At 70.9% G+C, this 17,791-nt stretch carries 18 protein-coding genes; 11 read left to right on the plus strand and 7 right to left on the minus strand.

Going from position 1 to position 17,791, the window contains the following annotated elements:
* Window positions 1–1,167, minus strand: coding sequence for a sensor histidine kinase (locus tag QH270_RS08925; protein ID WP_280340073.1), 1,167 nt, complete (start codon window positions 1,165–1,167; stop codon window positions 1–3).
* A gap of 88 nt (window positions 1,168–1,255) precedes the next feature.
* Between QH270_RS08925 and QH270_RS08930 the strand changes: the two genes are divergently transcribed.
* On the plus strand, window positions 1,256–2,023 hold the full coding sequence (locus QH270_RS08930; protein WP_280340075.1) for a TSUP family transporter: 768 nt from the start codon (window positions 1,256–1,258) through the stop codon (window positions 2,021–2,023).
* On the opposite strand, the gene QH270_RS08935 is transcribed toward QH270_RS08930, so the two are convergent.
* Entirely contained in the window at window positions 2,020–2,664 is a 645-nt protein-coding gene (locus QH270_RS08935) for a TetR/AcrR family transcriptional regulator (protein ID WP_432420322.1), read from the minus strand. The genes QH270_RS08930 and QH270_RS08935 overlap by 4 nt on opposite strands.
* A 103-nt stretch (window positions 2,665–2,767) precedes the next feature.
* On the opposite strand from QH270_RS08935, the gene QH270_RS08940 reads away from it, so the two are divergent.
* Both QH270_RS08940 and QH270_RS08945 read left to right on the plus strand, forming a co-directional pair.
* The gene (locus tag QH270_RS08940) at window positions 2,768–4,297 is read left to right on the plus strand and encodes a TldD/PmbA family protein (RefSeq protein ID WP_280340076.1); all 1,530 of its coding nucleotides are present in this window, start codon (window positions 2,768–2,770) and stop codon (window positions 4,295–4,297) included.
* Window positions 4,294–5,688, plus strand: a complete 1,395-nt coding sequence (locus QH270_RS08945; RefSeq protein WP_432420323.1) for a metallopeptidase TldD-related protein — start codon at window positions 4,294–4,296, stop codon at window positions 5,686–5,688. Before QH270_RS08940 ends, QH270_RS08945 begins: the two co-directional genes overlap by 4 nt.
* Before the next feature lie 40 nt (window positions 5,689–5,728).
* Here QH270_RS08945 and QH270_RS08950 read toward each other — a convergent pair whose 3' ends face one another.
* Together QH270_RS08950 and QH270_RS08955 are read right to left on the minus strand one after the other, a co-directional pair.
* Entirely contained in the window at window positions 5,729–7,012 is a 1,284-nt protein-coding gene (locus tag QH270_RS08950; RefSeq protein WP_280340077.1) for an acetyl-CoA C-acyltransferase, read from the minus strand.
* Window positions 7,013–7,095: 83 nt separating this feature from the next.
* Window positions 7,096–7,476 (minus strand): PPOX class F420-dependent oxidoreductase, encoded by a 381-nt coding sequence (locus tag QH270_RS08955; RefSeq protein ID WP_280340078.1) that lies wholly within the window; start codon window positions 7,474–7,476, stop codon window positions 7,096–7,098.
* A gap of 150 nt (window positions 7,477–7,626) precedes the next feature.
* Between QH270_RS08955 and QH270_RS08960 the strand changes: the two genes are divergently transcribed.
* From QH270_RS08960 to QH270_RS08975, 4 genes are all read left to right on the plus strand, one after another.
* Window positions 7,627–8,835, plus strand: coding sequence for a glycosyltransferase (locus QH270_RS08960; RefSeq protein ID WP_280340079.1), 1,209 nt, complete (start codon window positions 7,627–7,629; stop codon window positions 8,833–8,835).
* A 38-nt stretch (window positions 8,836–8,873) separates the two neighbouring features.
* Window positions 8,874–9,602, plus strand: coding sequence for a glyoxalase (locus QH270_RS08965; protein WP_280340080.1), 729 nt, complete (start codon window positions 8,874–8,876; stop codon window positions 9,600–9,602).
* Window positions 9,603–9,792: 190 nt separating this feature from the next.
* Window positions 9,793–10,566, plus strand: coding sequence for a 2-phosphosulfolactate phosphatase (locus QH270_RS08970; protein ID WP_280340081.1), 774 nt, complete (start codon window positions 9,793–9,795; stop codon window positions 10,564–10,566).
* Between the two features lie 50 nt (window positions 10,567–10,616).
* Entirely contained in the window at window positions 10,617–10,880 is a 264-nt protein-coding gene (locus QH270_RS08975) for a helix-turn-helix domain-containing protein (RefSeq protein ID WP_280340083.1), read from the plus strand.
* Here QH270_RS08975 and map read toward each other — a convergent pair whose 3' ends face one another.
* The 3 genes from map to QH270_RS08990 form a co-directional block, all read right to left on the minus strand.
* Window positions 10,881–11,648, minus strand: a complete 768-nt coding sequence (gene map / locus QH270_RS08980) for a type I methionyl aminopeptidase (RefSeq protein ID WP_280340085.1) — start codon at window positions 11,646–11,648, stop codon at window positions 10,881–10,883.
* Between the two features lie 58 nt (window positions 11,649–11,706).
* Entirely contained in the window at window positions 11,707–12,516 is an 810-nt protein-coding gene (locus QH270_RS08985; RefSeq protein ID WP_280340087.1) for a mycofactocin-coupled SDR family oxidoreductase, read from the minus strand.
* Between the two features lie 120 nt (window positions 12,517–12,636).
* On the minus strand, window positions 12,637–13,221 hold the full coding sequence (locus QH270_RS08990) for a hypothetical protein (RefSeq protein WP_280340088.1): 585 nt from the start codon (window positions 13,219–13,221) through the stop codon (window positions 12,637–12,639).
* A 198-nt stretch (window positions 13,222–13,419) separates the two neighbouring features.
* Between QH270_RS08990 and QH270_RS08995 the strand changes: the two genes are divergently transcribed.
* The 4 genes from QH270_RS08995 (at window position 13,420) to QH270_RS09010 (ending at window position 17,767) form a co-directional block, all read left to right on the plus strand.
* Window positions 13,420–14,595, plus strand: coding sequence for a Rieske 2Fe-2S domain-containing protein (locus QH270_RS08995; RefSeq protein WP_432420324.1), 1,176 nt, complete (start codon window positions 13,420–13,422; stop codon window positions 14,593–14,595).
* A gap of 31 nt (window positions 14,596–14,626) precedes the next feature.
* Window positions 14,627–15,805, plus strand: coding sequence for an acyl-CoA dehydrogenase family protein (locus tag QH270_RS09000; RefSeq protein ID WP_280340091.1), 1,179 nt, complete (start codon window positions 14,627–14,629; stop codon window positions 15,803–15,805).
* A gap of 26 nt (window positions 15,806–15,831) precedes the next feature.
* Complete coding sequence (gene bphC / locus QH270_RS09005) at window positions 15,832–16,737, plus strand: biphenyl-2,3-diol 1,2-dioxygenase (RefSeq protein WP_280340092.1); 906 nt, start codon at window positions 15,832–15,834, stop codon at window positions 16,735–16,737.
* Between the two features lie 181 nt (window positions 16,738–16,918).
* Entirely contained in the window at window positions 16,919–17,767 is an 849-nt protein-coding gene (locus QH270_RS09010; protein ID WP_280340093.1) for an IclR family transcriptional regulator, read from the plus strand.
* The last annotated feature ends 24 nt before the right edge of the window (window positions 17,768–17,791 follow it).

Below are 17,791 nucleotides of genomic sequence, written 5' to 3' on the forward strand. Positions count from 1 at the left end.
TCAGTCGGCTTCGGCGCGCAGCGGCAGGGTGGCCAGCACCCGCCAGCGGCCGTCCTCGGTGCGGCCCGCGCTGAGGGTGCCGCCGAGCACGGCCACCCGCTCGCGCATGCCGACCAGGCCCATCCCGGTGCCGGGGATCCCGGTGTCCACCACCGGAACGCCGCCGCTGTCGACGATCTCGATCCGGATCTCGTCCGCGCGCCGGTGCACCCGGACCACCGCCTTGGGGCTGGCGCCCGCGTGCCGCAGCGTGTTGGTGAGCGATTCCTGCACGATGCGGTGCACGCCGAGACTGACCTCGGGGGTGATGTCGTCGAGTTCGCCGGTCAGTTCCAGGTCGACGGCCAGTCCGGCGTCGCGCATCATCTCGGCCAGCCGGGCGATCCCGGCGCTGCCGTGCTGGGGCAGCAGTTCGGGCGCGTGCTCGGTCCGCAGGAGGGCGACCGTGCGGCGCAGCTCCCGCAGCGCGTCGCGGCCGGTGCCCGAGATCGTGGCCAGCGCGCGCTCGGCGGCGTCCGGGTCCTGGCGCAGCGCGTACTTCGCGCCGTCGGCCTGCACGATGATGACGCTCACCGCGTGCGCGACCACATCGTGGAGCTCGCGGGCGATGCGGGTGCGCTCGGCGGCCACGGCCTCGTGCGCGCGGCGCTCCTTGTCGTAGTCGGCGACGGCCAGGCGGGCCGCGACCTCCGCGTCGTAGGCGTGGCGGGCACCGTTGAACTCGGCCAGGGTCCAGCACAGGGCGTAGATCACGGCGACCAGGATCAGGTCGCCGCCCTCGGGGGTACCGAGCAGCAGCACCGAGGTCACGACGTCGACGCCGAGGAACGCCAGGTAGATCAGTCCCTCGCGCCTGCCGACATAGGCGACCAGGGTGTAGAGCATCACACCCAACCCGATCAGTGCCACGTGATCGGAGGTGTCCTGGCCGAGCACGTAGCCGGTGATGCTGCACACCTGCGACAGCGCGAACATCACCGCCGCCACCGCGCGCGGATACACCCGGCGCAGGATCAACGGCAGCGGCAGGATCACCGAGAAGACCAGGTAGACGGCCTTGTGTGGTTCGTCGCCCACGCCCGCGGCGTCGAAGACCAGCAGGCAGGCGGCGAGAACGGAATCGGCGACGATGGGCCGTCCGCGGAGCCACAGACTGAACCGGCGCACCCGACCAGCTTGGCACGAGTGGCGCGCGCCGCCGCGCCCCGACATGAATCGACTGGCTTTCCGCTCGCGATCTTGATTGCCTTACCGGGTGCAATTAGGAGACTGGGCGGTCCTGTTGGTGGCCGCGGCCGCGGCGGGATGGGTCGACGCGGTCGTCGGCGGCGGCGGGTTGATCATCCTGCCGACGCTGTTCCTGGTCGCGCCGGGCATCGCCCCGCAGACCGCGCTGGGCACCAACAAGCTGGCCGCGCTCTCCGGGACGGCGACGGCGGTGCTGACCTTCGCGCGCAAGGTGCCGATGCAGTGGAAGGTGCTGATCCCGGGCGCGGTGATCGCGGCGATCACCGCGGCGTGCGGCGCGGCGGCGGTCTCCCTGATCGACCGCGACCTGTTCATCCCGCTGGTCATGGTGGTGCTGGTCGCGGTGGCGGTGTTCGTGACACTGCGCCCCTCGGTCGGGATGACGATGGCGACCCACCCGCCGACGCGGCGCAAGGTGATTCTCGTGGTCGCCCTCGCGGCGGGGCTGATCGGCCTCTACGACGGCCTGCTCGGCCCCGGCACCGGCACCTTCCTGATCATCACCTTCGCCACCCTGCTCGGCACCGAGTTCGTGCGCGCCGCGGCGATGGCCAAGGTGATCAACTGCGGGTCGAATGTCGGCGCGCTGCTGTTCCTCGGCACGACCGGGCACGTCCTGTGGGGCCTGGGCGCCGCGATGGCCGTGGCGAATGTGGCCGGTGCGCTGGTCGGTTCCCGTATGGCCCTGGCCAAGGGCGCCGGGTTCGTGCGGATCGTGCTGCTGGTCGTGGTCGTGGTGATGGTGGTGCGGCTGGGCTTGCAGCAGTTCGGTTAGTTCCGCGATTCGGCCGAGGCGGCCAGCCACGGCTGCAGGACCCGCGAGGTGGTCTCGTGGATCTTGCGGTGCAGGCGCTCGCCGTCCTCGATCCCCTGGTGGGGTTGCTGGAACAGCACCGTGAGTGCCCCCGAGACCGCGCCGACCACGGCGCCGACCAGCGCCGCGGCACCGACCTCGTCGAGCTCGTGCGGGAACGCGGCGTGCAGCTGCCTGGCGATCTCACGCTGGGCGACCAGCTGGGCGTGCGCGGCGCGACCGCTCACCGCGGGCACGGTCCGCGAGACCTGGGCGCGCAGCGCGGCGATGCGGCCGTTCAGGTCGTCGACGAGATGTTCGCCGGGGTTGTCGCCCGCGGCGCGCAGGGCCCGCAGCAGCACCTCCACCGGTCGCTCCCCCGGGCGCCGCGTGGCGATGGCGGCCACGGCCGCGCGCACCCGCTCGTCGGGTTCGGGGAAGAGCAGTTCTTCCTTGCTGGCGAAGTAGTTGAAGAAGGTCCGCGTGCCGACCTCGGCCTCGGCGGCGATCTCCGCCACCGTCGTCTCCTCATAGCCTCTGGCCTCGAACAATCCGACGGCGGCGAGCAGAATCGCGCGGCGGGTTCGTTCCCTTTTTCGATCGCGGAGGGCGGATGGCGGCACGGCGGGCACCCTACGGCATCGGCGTGGCCCGCCGCGGGAGGACGGGGTCAGCGCGTCACGGTTGTGACTGCCGGAACCGGTATTTCACGCTAGCGTAGGCCGGGTGACTACCGCGACTTCCCGGGAAGTGGACGACGAGTTCCGCGCGCTGCGCTTGCGCGCGCTGGCCGACGCGGCGCTGTCCGCGGCGCGGGCGGCGGGCGCCGAGCACGCCGATCTGCGCGTGCACCGTTTGCTCACCCAGTCGATCCGCCTGCGCGACGGCCGGGTGGAGGCCGTCACCGACTCGACCGAGCTCGGGCTGGCCGTGCGCGTGATCGTCGACGGCACCTGGGGTTTCGCCTCGCACGCCGCGCTCACGCCCGACACCGCGGCGGAGGTGGCGCGGCGCGCGGTCACCGTCGCGACGACGTTGCGCGCGCTCAACCGTGAGCGGGTGGAGCTGGCCGACGAGCCGCGCTACACCGACGTCTCCTGGGTCTCGGCCTACGATCTCGATCCGTTCGCGGTGCCGACGGCCGACAAAGTGGCGCTGCTGCAAGACTATTCGGAGCGCCTGTCGGCGGCCGACGGCGTCGACCACGTGACGGCCTCGGTGCTGCAGGTCAAGGAACAGGTCTTCTACGCCGACACGGCCGGGTCGGCGATCACCCAGCAGCGGGTGCGGTTGCATCCGCAGCTCGAGGCGATCACCGTCGACTCCGCGTCGGGGGTGTTCGAGACCATGCGCACGCTGGCGGCGCCGGCGGGTCGCGGCTGGGAGTACGTGACCGGCGCCGACGGAATCTGGGACTGGGCCGACGAACTCGCGCGGATCCCCGGCTGGCTGGCCGAGAAGGTGAAGGCGCCCAGCGTCGTCGCCGGGCCCACCGATCTGGTGATCGATCCGACCAATCTGTGGCTCACCATCCACGAGTCCATCGGGCACGCCACCGAGTACGACCGGGCGATCGGCTACGAATCCGCCTACGCGGGAACCTCGTTCGCGACCCCGGACCAGCTCGGGACGCTGCGGTACGGCACGCCGATCATGCACGTCACCGGGGACCGCACCCAGGTCAACGGCCTGGCCACGGTCGGCTACGACGACGAGGGCGTGGCCGGGCAGCGCTGGGATCTGGTCCGCGACGGCGTGCTGGTGGGCTATCAGCTCGACCGGGTCTTCGCGCCCCGGCTCGGCCTGGACCGCTCCAACGGCTGCTCCTACGCCGATTCCCCGCATCACGTGCCGATCCAGCGGATGGCGAACGTGTCGCTGCAACCGGATCCCGAGCGGGACACGAGCACCGCCGAGCTGATCTCCCGGGTCGAGGACGGCATCTACATCGTCGGCGACAAGTCGTGGTCGATCGACATGCAGCGCTACAACTTCCAGTTCACCGGGCAGCGGTTCTTCCGCATCCGCGACGGCGAGCTGGCCGGGCAGCTGCGCGATGTGGCCTATCAGGCCACCACCACCGACTTCTGGGGGTCGATGGAGGCGGTCGGCGGGCCGAGCACCTGGCAGCTGGGCGGCGCGTTCAACTGCGGCAAGGCTCAACCCGGGCAGGTGGCGGCGGTCAGTCACGGCTGCCCGTCGGTGCTGGTGCGCGGGGTCAATGTTCTCAACACCCGGACGGAGGCCGGTCAGTGAGCGATTCGGGTGTGTTCCCCGCGGGCGCGGTGGTCGAGCGGGCACTGGCCGCGTCGAAGGCCGACGAGGCGATCGTGATCGTCACCGACGCGCACGAGGCCTCGCTGCGCTGGGCCGGGAATTCGATGACCACCAACGGGTCCTCGGTCTCGCGGGACTGGGCGGTGATCTCGCTGTTCCGCGACGGCCCGAACACCGCGCGGGTGGGCAGCATCAGCTCCACCAGCGTCGATCCGGCCGACATCGAGGCCGTGGTCCGCGCGAGCGAGGAGGCCGCGCGCACCGCGACGCCCGCGCGCGACGCGATGCCGCTGCTCACACCGACCGAGGACGACTCGGCGACCTGGGAGCACGCACCCGGCGCCACCGAGATCGAGGTGTTCGCCGGCCTGGCCCGCGACCTCTCGACCGGTTTCGACGGCGCCGACCGGCTCTACGGCTTCGCCCACCACCAGGTGCACACCACCTGGCTCGGCACCTCCACCGGCATCCGCCGCCGCTTCAGCCAGCCCACCGGGTCGGTCGAGATCAACGGAAAGCGTGGCACCGGAGCCGATCTCGCGAGCGCCTGGGTGGGTGTCGGCACCGCCGATTTCACCGACGTCGACACTCCCGGACTGCTCGCCGAACTGTCGCGACGCCTCGACTGGTCGGCGACCCGCGTCGATCTGCCCGCGGGCCGCTACGAGACGCTGCTGCCGCCCTCGGCGGTGGCCGATCTGATGATCTACCTGGCCTGGTCGATGGAGGGTCGCGGCGCGCACGAGGGTCATACGGCGTTCGCCCGCGCGGGCGGCACCCGGATCGGCGAGCGGCTCAACGACATTCCGCTGACGCTGTACTCGGATCCGTCCGCGAGCGGGCTCGAGTACCGGCCGTTCGTGGCGACGCCGTCGTCGTCGGAGTCGCTGTCGGTCTTCGACAACGGGCTGTCCGCTCAGCGCGTCGACTGGATCGGCGCCGGCGTCATCGAGTCACTGGTCTACCCGCGCGCCACCGCGGCCGAGTTCGCCGCGCCCGCCACCCTGCCCGGCGAGAACCTGCTGCTCACCGGCGGCACCGACGCGTCGCTGGACGACATGATCGCTCGCACCGAACGCGGCCTGCTGCTGACGTGCCTGTGGTACATCCGCGAGGTCGACCCGGCGACCCTGCTGCTCACCGGCCTCACCCGCGACGGGGTCTACCTCATCGAGGACGGCCGGGTCACCGCGGCGGTCAACAACTTCCGCTTCAACGAGAGCCCCCTTGACCTGCTGCGCCGGGTCTCGGAGGCGGGCGCCACCGAGATCACCCTGCCGCGCGAGTGGAAGGACTGGTTCACCCGCACCGCCATGCCGCCCCTACGGATCCCCGACTTCCACATGTCCTCGGTGAGCCAGGCGACCTAGGCGCGGTCACCGGGCAGGCATGCGGCCTGCCCGGGCCCGGTCACACCCGCTCGAGCACCGCCGAGGCGCCGATGCCGCCTGCCGCGCAGATGCCCAGCAGGGCGGTCTCCTTGCCGGTGCGGGCCAGTTCGTTGGCCATGGTGGTCACCATGCGGGCGCCGGTCGCGCCGAAGGGGTGGCCCAGCGAGATGGATCCGCCGTGCACATTGAGCTTGTCGAGGTCGACCGAGCCGACGGCCTCGTCGCGGTCGAGGCGGGTCTTGGCCCACTCCGCGCTCTCGAGCATGCGCAGCACCGACAGGGTCTGGGCGGCGAACGCCTCGTGGATGTCGACCAGATCCACGTCGGCCAGCGACATCCCGGCCTTGTCCAGCGCGCGGGGCATCGAGATGGCCGGGCCGATGAGGACCTGGTCGGCGGGGTCGACGCTGACGAAGCTCCACGAGCGGAAGGCGGCCAACGGCGTGAATCCGAGGGCACGCGCCTTCTCCTCGCTCATCAGCAGCACCGCGGAGGCGCCGTCGGTGAGCGGACTGGCATTGCCCGCAGTGACCGTGCCGCCCTCGGCGAACACCGGGCGCAGGGTGGCGAGCTTGTCGACGCTGGTGTTGGCGCGGACCAGGCCGTCGGTCTCGATCCGGGTGCCCGCGGGGGTGGTCAGCGGGACGACCTCGTCGTCGAAGCGGCCCGAGGCGATCGCGGCCGCGGCGCGGTGGTGCGAGCGGGCGGCGAACTCGTCCTGGTCGGCCCGGGAGATGCCGTTGATCCTGGCCATCTTCTCCGCCGACTCCCCCATCACCTCGCCGGTGGTGCGCTCGGAGATCTTGGGCTGGCGCGGCAGGATGTCGGTGAACGGCGCCAGCTGGCGGACCACGTCCAGGTAGTCCTTGGGCTTGGGCTTGCCCAGCGCCACCGGCGCCACCGCGTGCACGACCTTCTGCGGCAGCTTGATCTCGGCATTGCTGGTGGAGTCGCTGCCGCCGGCGATCATGATGTCGTATTCGCCGCGTTCGATCGCGGCGGCCGCCGAGGTGACGGCCTGCAGACCCGACGCGCACGCCCTGGTCACGGTGTAGCCCTCGCAGCCGAAGTCCAGGTTCAGGTCGAGCGCCACCTCGCGCGCGATATTGGGCGCGTGGCTGGGCAGCACGACTCCGCCCCAGACGATGGACTGGATCTCGCCGGGCGCGATCCCGGTGCGTTCGAGCAGACCACGGACCGCGGCGCCCGCGAGGGCGATGCTGTCGAGGCGGGTGAAATCGGTGAAGGCGCGCACGAATGGGGTGCGCGCGCCCGCGACGATGACGGCGCGATTCTTGGCCATGTGAGTCCCTTCGGAGAGTCCGCTGAGCCCCACGTTATCCGATACCGCCGGTACTGGATACCGCTTCGCGGGAACCCGGCGGCTCAGGCCGGGGTGATCTCGATGCCGATGGTTCCGTCCTTGCCGCGGCGCAGGTTGCTGCCGAGGATCACCAGCGGGCCGGTCAGCCAGTACTTGCGGCGCAGCCAGGACCGCACCTGGTCGGTCTCCGCGGCGTCGAGGATCCGCGCGGTGCCGCCGACGACGGCACCGTGTGCCACTCCGCGCGCGTTGCACGGTTGCAGGGTCACCTCGGGATTGCGCCGGATGCGCTTGACCTTCCAGCTGTCGGTGACGGTCCAGACGAACAGCTTGTCGTCGTGCGCGACCGCCCACACGGGCGTGCCGACGGGTGTGCCGTCTTTCCGAAAGGTGGTGAGCAGCACGTAGTTCGCGGCCCGCAGATCGCCGAGGCGGTTCGTCATGCTCGCAGCCTAGCGGGCGCACTGGAAGTCGGCCCGGCCACTGTTTCCCCTTTCATTGTCTACCGGGCATCGGGGCTTGCCGCAAGGCCGGGGGCGGCGGGCAGAATCGCTGATCGCGCGCCGAGATCCGGGCGCAGGGCGGGGTGTGACATGCGGGTTCTCCTGTCGACCATCGGCTCACGCGGCGAGGCGCAGCCGCTGCTCGCACTGGCGGTGCGGCTGCGCGAGTCCGGCCATGCGGCGGTGGTGTGCGCGCCGCCGGACTTCGCGGACCAGGCGTCGGCGCTCGGCGTCGAGTACGTACTGGTCGGGCCCCCACTGCGCGGCACCGGCCGGGCCGGCGCGGAGCCGACGCCGGAGCAGCGCCGCCTGCTGGTAGACGGCACGGTCGCCGCGCAGTTCGACCCGCTGGAGGCGGCGGCCACCGGATGCGACGTGGTGGTCGGCGGCGGTGGGCTGGCGATCGCCGCGCGCTCGATCGCGGAATCGCTGGCCGTGCCCTACGTCTACGTGGCGTTCGCGCCGATGACCCTGCCGTCACCGCACCACGCGCCGCCGGTCTACGGCGACGCCGCTCGCGACGGCGACAACGCCACCGCGTGGGAACGCGATCGCGCGATGTGGAACGGGGTGTGGCGGGCGCCGTTGAACGCCGCGCGGGCCCGGCGCGGGCTCGGCGAGGTCGACGATGTCCGCGATCATCTGTTCACCGATCGCCCCTGGTTGGCCGCCGATCCCGGGCTGGCGCCGTGGCCGGGCGCACTGGATCGCACTGTGTTCCAGCCCGGAGCCTGGCTGCTCGACGACGACCGCCCGCTGGATCCGCAGCTCGAGGCCTTCCTCGATGCCGGTGACCCACCCGTCTACCTCGGGTTCGGCAGCGCTCGGGCGCCGGAGGACCTGGCCGGCGGAGCGATCCGGGCCGCGCGCGCACTCGGCCGACGGGTGATCCTGAGCCGCGGCTGGGCGGACCTGCGCCCTCTCGACGACCAGCCCGATTGCCACACCATCGGCGAGGTCTCGCATCAGGCGCTGCTGCCCCGGGTCGCGGCGGTGATCCACCATGGCGGCGCCGGAACCACCACGGCCGCGGCGCGTGCCAGCGTCCCCCAGGTGGTGGTGCCGCAGATGTTCGACCAGTTCTACTACGCCCGCCGCGTGCGCGAACTGGGCCTCGGCGAGACGGCCACCCGGGTGACGGAACTGGGCACGGCGCTCGCGCGCGCCCTGGCACCGGAGACGGTGGCCGGGGCCAGGGCGTTCGGTGGGCGGATCGTGACGAACGGGACAGACGCGGCCGTCGAACGGTTGCTCGGTGCGCCGAAAACGGGACGGGCGGATGCGCGAAATTCTTCTTAACCTCGGAGCCGTCCGACTCGTTCTCCGGAAGGCCAGCCATGACCGACACCGCCGTACCGCTGCTGTGGGCCGGTGACCTGCCGAGCACCCTCGACTTCTATCGGGCGCTGGGCTACACCGTCGTCGACGAGCAGACCCGGCCCTACGTCTACGGCGCGATCGAGGGGCACGGGTGCGCGCTGCACTTCGCGCCTGCCCCGCCGGGACTCGACCTGCCGACCGAGCACGTGGGCGCCCTGCTGCTGGTCGAGGATGTCGCCGCCCGCCATGCCGAGTTCACCGCGGCGCTGCGCGCCCACTACGGGAAGGTCCCCGCCAAGGGTTGTCCGCGGATCACCAGGTTCCGGCCGGGCCAGTCCCGGTTCTCCCTGGTCGACCCGGTCGGCAACACCCTGCTGGTGATCCAGCGCGACGAGTCCGACGACGTCGAGTACGGCGGCTCGCGTGATCTCGATGGCCTGGCCCGCGTCCTGGACAATGCCCGCATCCTGCGCGATTTCAAGAACGACGACCGCGCCGCCACCCGCGCACTCGAAGCAGGCCTGCACCGCTTCGGCGCCACGGCCGCCGCGATCGACCGTGCCCGCGCCTACGCCGCCCTGGCCGAACTCGCGGTGGCGACCGAGAACCCAGACCGCCTCGCCCACTGGAAGTCCGAACTCGATTCCGTCGACCTGACCATTGAGGAACGCGCCGCCCTGTCCACCGACGCCGCCGCCTCCGACCTGCTGACCGCCTGGCTCACCGCCACCAGTCCGACGGATTGAGTGCCCCCAAGGCTGTTCCCGCCAAGGGGTTGTATCCCGGCCACACCGGAGTGGCCGCGACAGCGGAGTTTCTGGATCACCGTCGATCGGGGCGCCGTCGCCGATCATCGCCACACGGCGAACAACCCGGAGATCAGTCATGCTGTCGGCAGTCGGCCGACCGCGGTCGGCCGGATGAGTGGGGGGTTCGATGTCCTCGGTACCGGAGTGGTCGCGCCAACGGGGATTCGGGATCAGCGTCGACTGGGGCGCGGCGGGAGCCGCCGCCATCGGGCCGGCAGCCGCCGCGCTGGTGGTGATCGACGTGTTGTCGTTCACCACCTCGGTGTCGGTGGCGACCGACGCGGGCACCCTCGTGTTCCCCTACCGCTGGCGCGATGCTTCGGCCCGGGCGTTCGCCGATCGGCACGGGGCCGCGCTCGCGGTCGGCCGTCGCGAGGTCGAGGCCGACCAGCCCTGGTCGCTGTCCCCCGCGGCACTGCGGCGGGCGCCGTTCACCGAGCGGCTCGTGCTGCCCTCACCCAACGGTTCCACCATCGCGGCCGGCGTCACCGGGGTGCCGGTGGTCGCGGGCTGCCTGCGCAACGCCCGCGCGGTCGCCGCCTGGCTCCGCGCCCAGGGCTGGGGCATGCCCGGGCTGCCGGTCGCGATCATCGCCGCGGGCGAACACTGGCCGGCCAGCGGCGGCGTGCGTCCCGCGCTCGAGGATTGGCTCGGTGCCGGAGCGGTGGCCGCGGCCCTGCTCGACCTCGGCGCGACCGATCCCTCACCCGAAGCACGAACGGCCGCGGCGTCGTTCACCGCCACGACTGACGTCGCCACCGCTGTCGCGGACTGCGCGTCGGGGCGCGAGCTCATCAGCGGGGGCTTCGCCGAAGACGTCGCCGTGGCGACAGAACTCGAGGCCGAGCCGACGGTGCCCGTCCTGATCGATGGCGCGTTCGCCGCCCAGCCCGTCCACTGACCGGTCCGCGCGGCTTGCGGTATTTAAATACCCACCTTAGGCTCGCTGCCATGGTGCGTCTCCCCCTCAGCCCGGCCCAGGTCGAAGCAGGTCGCCGCCTCGGACGTCGGCTGCGGTCCGCGCGCGGCGACCGCGACCTCGCCGCCGTGGCCCAGGCCGCCGGAATCTCCCCGGAGACACTGCGCAAGATCGAATCCGGGCGCCTACCCTCCCCCGCCTTCGGCACCGTCGTCGGCCTCGCCGAGGCGCTCGGCATCCCGCTCGCCGAACTCGCCGAGGTCTACCGCGCCGAGCCGATCGCCGAATCCGCCTGATCAGTCCCGCAGGGTCAGGATCATCGGTCCGTCGGCGGTGATCGCGACCGTGTGCTCACTGTGCGCGCAGCGGGAACCGTCGGCGGAGCGGATGGTCCAGCCGTCGGGATCGGTGATCACCTTGTCGGTGGTCGCGGCGAACCACGGCTCGATCGCCAGGGTGAGCCCCGGCCGCAGCCGGAAGCCGCGGCCCGCGCGGCCGTGGTTGGCCACGTGCGGATCCTCGTGCATGGTCCGGCCGATCCCGTGCCCGCCGAATTCGGTGTTGACCGGATAGCCGTAGCCACGGGCGACGGCGGAGATCGCGGCGGAGATGTCCCCGATATGGTTGCCCGGCAGCGCGACGTCGATCGCGGCGGCCAGTGCCTCCTCGGTGGCCCGCACCAACCGCAGATCCGCGGGATCGGGCGTGCCGACGATGGCGGTCACCGCGGAATCGGCGGCCCACCCGTCGATCGTGACGGCCAGATCGGCGGTCAGCACGTCACCGTCGCGCAGCACGTAGTCGTGCGGAAGACCGTGCAGCACCGCGTCGTTGACCGCGAGGCACACGGTGTTGCGGAACGGCCCGCGACCGAACGACGGCGCGTAGTCCCAGTAACACGACACCGCGCCGCGTTCGCGAATCCGTTCCCGGACATACTCTTCGAGCTCGAGCAGGTTCACGCCGACGGCGGCGCGCGCGTGCACGCCCGCCAGCACGTCGGCCACGAACCGGCCGGTCACCCGCATGCGCTCGAGCTCCGCGGGCGACTTCAACTCCACCATCACGCCTCCAGTTGGTATTTTCATACCAATCTAGCGGCGCCGGTATAAAAATACCAATTCAGCGGTTCAGGTTGCCCATGTCGATCGGGATCTGCGCGCCGGTGACCTTCGCGGCGTCGTCGGAGCACAACCACGCGACCGTCGCGGCGATCTCCTCCGGCTCGATGATGTAGTCCGGCAGCGAGTTCATGAAGATCGGCGCCAGCGTGCTCGCGTACTCCTCGAGCAGCGGCCCGATGTCGTTGGGCTGCATACCCGAGGCGACACCGGCCGGGTGCACGGTGTTGACCCGGATGCGGTGCGCGCCGAGCTCGTTGGCCATCGTCTTGGCCAAGCCGGTGATGGCGTGCTTGGTCGCCACGTAGTGACCGGTGAACGGAATGCCCTTGAGGCCGCCCACCGAACTGGTGAACACCATGGCCCCGCCCTCGCCCTGCGCGATCAGGTGCGGCACAGCGGCTTTCGCGGTGTGGAAGACACCGGTCAGGTTGACGTCGACCGTCTCCTGCCACTGCTCGGCGGTGATCTCCCACGACAGCGCCGCCGAACAGATGCCCGCGTTCGCGACGACCACGTCGAGGCGCCCGAACTGCTCGATCCCCGCCGCCAGCGCGGCCGAGAGCGCGTCGAAGTCGCGCACGTCGACCTTGCTCGCGACGATCTTCGCGCCGGTCTCCTCGACCAGGCGCACCGTCTCGGCGAGGTCGGCCTCGGTGGCGCCGGCGTAGGCCGTGCTGGCGAATTCCGCGCACGCGTCGATCGCGATGATGTTCGCGCCCTCCTGGGCGAATCGCACCGCCTCGGCGCGGCCCTGCCCGCGGGCCGCGCCGGTGATGAAGGCGACTTTGCCTTCGTAGCGTCGCGTCATGTCGTACTACCTCCGAACGTCGATGTGCATTATGAACACCACACCATCCCCGGCCGTCTCACGGTGGCGAATCCACGGATTCGGCCCGAGAATCTGGACGGCGGTTCAGATCGGGGCGGGTCAGTCGCGTGCGAAGCTCGCCCACGCCCGCACGACGACCTCCCCCGCCGCGTCGACCCCGCACAGGCTCACGTCGACGCGCGATTCCCCGTCCTGCGTGTAGCTCTGCGTGATGTGCCCCGAGCAGCTCATGACGTCGCCGGGCGGCAACGCGCGCACCACCCTGGTGCGGAAGCGCCGGATGTTCTCCGCGCCGAGCCAGTCGGTGGCGTAGGTGGCCAGCAGCGCCGCGGCCTGCGGTGAGGCGGGCCCGCCGACCTCGGCAGCCCCGGCCCACGACTCGGCGACGAGTCCGCCGGTGCGGTCGAAGTAGCGGGTCAACGACTCCGCCGCACTGATCGCGGCCGGGTTCGCCGGATCGCCACCGCTCGCGCGCACCGCGGTGAGCCGATCGCCGGCGCGGGGTGGCGGCCCGAAGAAGCGGTGATCGGTCTCGGTCCGCGCGGCGCCCGAGGCGTCGGCGGGCAGGAAGGTCGGCGGCACCACGGGCCGCTCGGCGAGCCGGTAGGCCGGATGCGCGGAGCGCGCCGACTCCGCGAACAGCCGGATGGCCTCGGTCTCCAGAACCACGGCGACGTTGTGCATCGTCACTCCTCTCAGGCAGGTGCCGTCACGGTAGGGCGCGCCCGCGCCGTGTGACCGGTTCCGCTCCCGCTCATCGGGACGCCGGGCAACCGGGACGAAAACATGTCCGCTGACCGGGAACTCCGCCCGCCGATCCCCCGTCGGCAGCGCGACCATCGGCGCAGCTCATCCCACTCCGTCCGATACATGGAGGTTTCGATGCCGGAGAACACGCCGAACGGTCGATCGCTGGACGCCACCGCCGACTACCGGCAGATCGAGGCCGCCGCGGCGCCGACTCGGTTCGCTCGCGGCTGGCACTGCCTCGGCCTGCTCTCGTCGTTCCGTGACGGCAAACCGCACGAGGTGAAGGCCTTCGGCACCACCCTGGTGGTGTTCCAGTCCGAGACCGACGGCGCGCTGCACGTGCTCGACGGCTTCTGCCGTCACATGGGCGGCAACCTCGCCCACGGCACGATCAAGGGCGATTCGATCGCCTGCCCGTTCCACGACTGGCGCTGGGGCGGCAACGGCAAGTGCACCGCGATCCCCTACGCGCGCCGCGTGCCCCCGCTGGCCAAGACCCGCTCGTGGCCGACGCTCGAGCGCAACGGCCAGCTCTACATCTGGCACGACCCGCAGGGCTCCAAGCCCACCGACGAGGTGACCATCCCCGAGATCGAGGGCTACGGCACCCCGGAGTGGACCGACTGGACCTGGAACTCGATGGTCATCGAGGGTTCGCACTGCCGCGAGATCGTCGACAACGTGGTGGACATGGCGCACTTCTTCTACGTGCACTACGCCTTCCCGCGCTACTTCAAGAACGTGTTCGAGGGCCACGTCGCCACCCAGTACATGCGCTCGACCCCGCGCCACGACATCGAGGTCGGCACCAGCTACGACGATCCGAACTCCACCCTGCGTTCGGACGCCTCGTACTTCGGCCCGTCGTACATGATCGACTGGCTGTGGAGCGAGGCCAACGGCATGACGATCGAGACGGTCCTGATCAACTGCCACTACCCCATCAGCGAGAACGCCTTCGTGCTGCAGTACGGCGCGATGGTCAAGAAGCCGGAGGGCATGTCCGACGAGGACGCCACCGCGATGGCCGCCCAGTTCGCCCAGGGCGTCGAGTACGGCTTCGAGCAGGACGTCGAGATCTGGAAGAACAAGGCGCCCATCGACAATCCGCTGCTGTCGGAGGAAGACGGACCCGTCTACCAGCTGCGCCGCTGGTACAAGCAGTTCTATGTCGACGTCGATGACGTCACCGAGGACATGACCAAGCGCTTCGAGTTCGAGATCGACACCGAGCGCGCGGTGACCAGCTGGGAAGCCGAGGTCGCCGACAACATCGCGCGCGGCGCCGTCATCAACACCATGTCCTGACCCTCCCCACGAACAGAAAGCACGACCTCCGATGACCAAGGTTCTCGACAACATCGCCGCGATCGCCGATCAGCTGCGCGATCAGGCTCCCGAGGCGGAGCGGCTCGGACAGCTTCCCGACGCCACCGCGCGGCTGCTGAAGGAGGCGGGCCCGATCCGCCTGCTGCAGCCCAAGAAGTACGGCGGGTTCGAGTCGCACCCGCGCGAGTTCGCCGAGACGGTGATGGCGACCGCGGCGCTGGACGGGGCCAGCGGCTGGATCACCGGCATCGTCGGCGTGCACCCGTGGCAGCTGGCCTTCGCCGATCCGAAGGTGCAGGACGAGGTGTGGTCGGACGACCACGATACCTGGATCGCCTCGCCGTACGCGCCGACCGGCATCGCCCGGCCGGTCGAGGGCGGCTACATCTTCAACGGCCGCTGGCAGTTCAGCTCCGGTACCGATCACTGCGACTGGATCTTCCTCGGCGCCATGCTCGGCGACCCCGAGGGCAAGATGGCGCAGCCGCCGACCATGCTGCACATGATCCTGCCGCGGTCGGACTACACCATCGTCGAGGACTCCTGGAATGTGGTGGGCCTCAAGGGCACCGGCTCCAAGGACATCATCGTCAAGGACGCCTTCGTGCCCGACTACCGGGTGATGAACGGCGATCACGTCATCGACGGCACCGCGCAGAAGGAGTACGGCGTCACCGAGACGCTGTTCAAGATGCCGTGGTCGACGATGTTCCCGCTGGGCATCAGCTCGGCGGTGGTCGGTATCGCCGAGGGCGCGCTGGCCGCGCACCTGGACTACCAGCGCGACCGGGTCGGCGCCCAGGGCACCGCGGTCAAGGACGACCCGTACGTGCTCTTCGCCATCGGCGAGGCCGCCGCCGACATCAACGCGGCCCGCCAGGAACTGCTCACCAACGTCGATCGCGTCTTCGACCTGGTCGAGGCGGGCAAGGAGATCGGCTTCGCCGAGCGGGCCGCGGTCCGGCGCACCCAGGTCCGCGCGGCCTGGCGCGCGGTCACCGCGGTCGACCAGATCTTCGCCCGCTCCGGCGGCAACGCCATGCGGATGGACAAGCCGCTGCAGCGCTTCTGGCGCGACGCGCACGTCGGCCTGGCCCACGCCATCCACGTGCCGAGCACCGTGTACCACGCCTCGGCACTCAGCTCACTCGGCATCGAGCCCGCGCAGAACCTGCGCTCGATGATCTGACCGAACACCACGAAGGACACACCGACATGACAGACATCAAGGGCCTCGGCTACGTCAAGATCCAGACGGCCGACATGGACCGCTGGCGCACCTTCGCCTTCGACGTCCTCGGCTTCGCCGAGGGCAGCGGACCGGACGAGAACGCGCTGTACCTGCGGATGGACGAACGCGCCGCGCGGATCACGGTGGTGCCGGGCGACACCGACGCGATCGTGACGATCGGCTGGGAGGTGCGTGACCACGCGGCCCTGCTCCGCGTGCAGGAAGCCGTCACGGCGGCAGGCATCGCCGTCAAGCCGCTCTCGGTGGAGGAGGCCGACGCGCGCCGGGTCGAGGAGGTCGTCACCTTCGAGGACCCGACCGGGGCGACCCTCGAGATCTTCCACGGCGCGGTGCTCGACCACAGCCCGGTGGTGACCCCGTTCGGCGCGAAGTTCGTCACCGGCGCCCAGGGCCTCGGCCACGTCGTGCTGCCGACGATGGACCCGAACGGCGCGTTCGGCTTCTACACCGAGGTGCTCGGGTTCCTGCCGCGCGGCGCGTTCCGCATCCCGGCCCCGCCGGAGTTCGGGCCGATGCGGGTGCGCTTCCTCGGCGTCAACGAGCGCCACCACAGCCTCGCGCTGTGCCCGGCACCGCACGGCGGTGCGCCGGGCCTGGTGCACATCATGGTGGAGGTCGACAGCCTCGACGCCGTCGGCCAGGCGCTGGACCGGGTGACCAAGGACGGGTTCTCGGTGTCCTCGACGCTGGGCAGGCACACCAACGACAAGATGGTCTCGTTCTACGTCCGCGCGCCCGGCGGCTGGGACGTCGAGTTCGGCACCGAGGGCATGCGGGTCGACGAGAAGTACTACACCGCGGAAGAAATCACCGCCGACAGCTACTGGGGCCATGACTGGTCCGGCAGCGAACCGCTCGCCGCGATGTAAGCCGGCGCATTCCCTTTCCCCACGGCCCCCGGCCCGAGCCTCACCGCTCGGGCCGGGGGCCGTTTTCATGATCGACATGGCCATTCATGTGACAGCGACCACAAGCGCATGGTATGAATAGGCATATGCCTAATCGAAATATACGACGGGCATCAGCACGTAGATCCGAAATGGAGATCTCATGGTCATCCAGGCCGAGGCCACTACCCCCAGCGCGATCCTGGATCGCGCGTCCCTGCTGCTCGACGCCTTCGACGGTCCGGGCCGGCTCACGCTCGCCCAGATCGTCCGGCGTACCGGCCTACCCCGGTCCTCGGCGCATCGCATGCTGGAACGACTCGTGCAACTCCGGTGGCTACGCCGCGAGGGGCGCGACTACGAGCTGGGCATCCGCCTGATGGAACTCGGCTCGCTCGCGGTGCACCAGGACCGGATGCATCGCGCCGCGATGCCGTTCCTGCACGAGCTGCACCGGGTCACCGGGTTCGTCGTGCACCTGGCCGTCCTCGACGGTCCGGACGTGGTGTACCTGGACAAGATCGGCGGCGATCTGTCGGTGCCGACCCGCGTGGGCGGCCGCCGTCCCGCGGCCTACACCGCGGTCGGCAAGGCGATCCTGGCCTACGCCGACGAGGGTCGGGTCGGCGAGGTGATGAGCGGGCTCACCGGCACGCGCACCAGGTACTCGCTCACCACCAGGGCCCAGCTCGACGCCGCGCTGGACAAGGTGCGCGCGCACGGTGTCGCGGTCGAGCGCGAGGAGTCGCTGCCCGGCTTCGGCTGTCTGGCCGCGCCGATCGGCGATCCCGGCGAGGCCGCGGTCGCGGCGGTGTCGGTGTGCGGGCCGGTGGACCGGATGGTGTTCGATCACCGCCTGGCCGCCGCCGTGCGCACGACCGCGCTCAACATCTGGCGCCACGTCGACGACGGCCGAGTGCGGGTCCATCCGACCCTGCAGCACGCCCGGCCGCTCGGCGTCGGCCCGACCAGCCGGCCGCATCCCGAGCAGCGGGTGTCGCACTCCGCGTGACGTCGGCGTCGCCGTCGACCCGAG

It is taken from the genome of Nocardia neocaledoniensis, from assembly GCF_029868625.1.
Taxonomy (GTDB): Bacteria; Actinomycetota; Actinomycetes; order Mycobacteriales; family Mycobacteriaceae; genus Nocardia; species Nocardia neocaledoniensis_A.

Excerpts from the sequence above, each read along its gene's own strand:
- QH270_RS08950 (WP_280340077.1), bottom strand. The coding sequence starts at position 7,012 with ATGGCCAAGAATCGCGCCGTCATCGTCGCGGGCGCGCGCACCCCATTC.
- QH270_RS08955 (WP_280340078.1), bottom strand. The coding sequence starts at position 7,476 with ATGACGAACCGCCTCGGCGATCTGCGGGCCGCGAACTACGTGCTGCTC.
- QH270_RS08960 (WP_280340079.1), top strand. The coding sequence starts at position 7,627 with ATGCGGGTTCTCCTGTCGACCATCGGCTCACGCGGCGAGGCGCAGCCG.
- QH270_RS08965 (WP_280340080.1), top strand. The coding sequence starts at position 8,874 with ATGACCGACACCGCCGTACCGCTGCTGTGGGCCGGTGACCTGCCGAGC.
- QH270_RS08970 (WP_280340081.1), top strand. The coding sequence starts at position 9,793 with ATGTCCTCGGTACCGGAGTGGTCGCGCCAACGGGGATTCGGGATCAGC.
- QH270_RS08975 (WP_280340083.1), top strand. The coding sequence starts at position 10,617 with ATGGTGCGTCTCCCCCTCAGCCCGGCCCAGGTCGAAGCAGGTCGCCGC.
- map (WP_280340085.1), bottom strand. The coding sequence starts at position 11,648 with ATGGTGGAGTTGAAGTCGCCCGCGGAGCTCGAGCGCATGCGGGTGACC.
- QH270_RS08985 (WP_280340087.1), bottom strand. The coding sequence starts at position 12,516 with ATGACGCGACGCTACGAAGGCAAAGTCGCCTTCATCACCGGCGCGGCC.
- QH270_RS08990 (WP_280340088.1), bottom strand. The coding sequence starts at position 13,221 with ATGCACAACGTCGCCGTGGTTCTGGAGACCGAGGCCATCCGGCTGTTC.
- QH270_RS08995 (WP_432420324.1), top strand. The coding sequence starts at position 13,420 with ATGCCGGAGAACACGCCGAACGGTCGATCGCTGGACGCCACCGCCGAC.
- QH270_RS09000 (WP_280340091.1), top strand. The coding sequence starts at position 14,627 with ATGACCAAGGTTCTCGACAACATCGCCGCGATCGCCGATCAGCTGCGC.
- bphC (WP_280340092.1), top strand. The coding sequence starts at position 15,832 with ATGACAGACATCAAGGGCCTCGGCTACGTCAAGATCCAGACGGCCGAC.
- QH270_RS09010 (WP_280340093.1), top strand. The coding sequence starts at position 16,919 with ATGGTCATCCAGGCCGAGGCCACTACCCCCAGCGCGATCCTGGATCGC.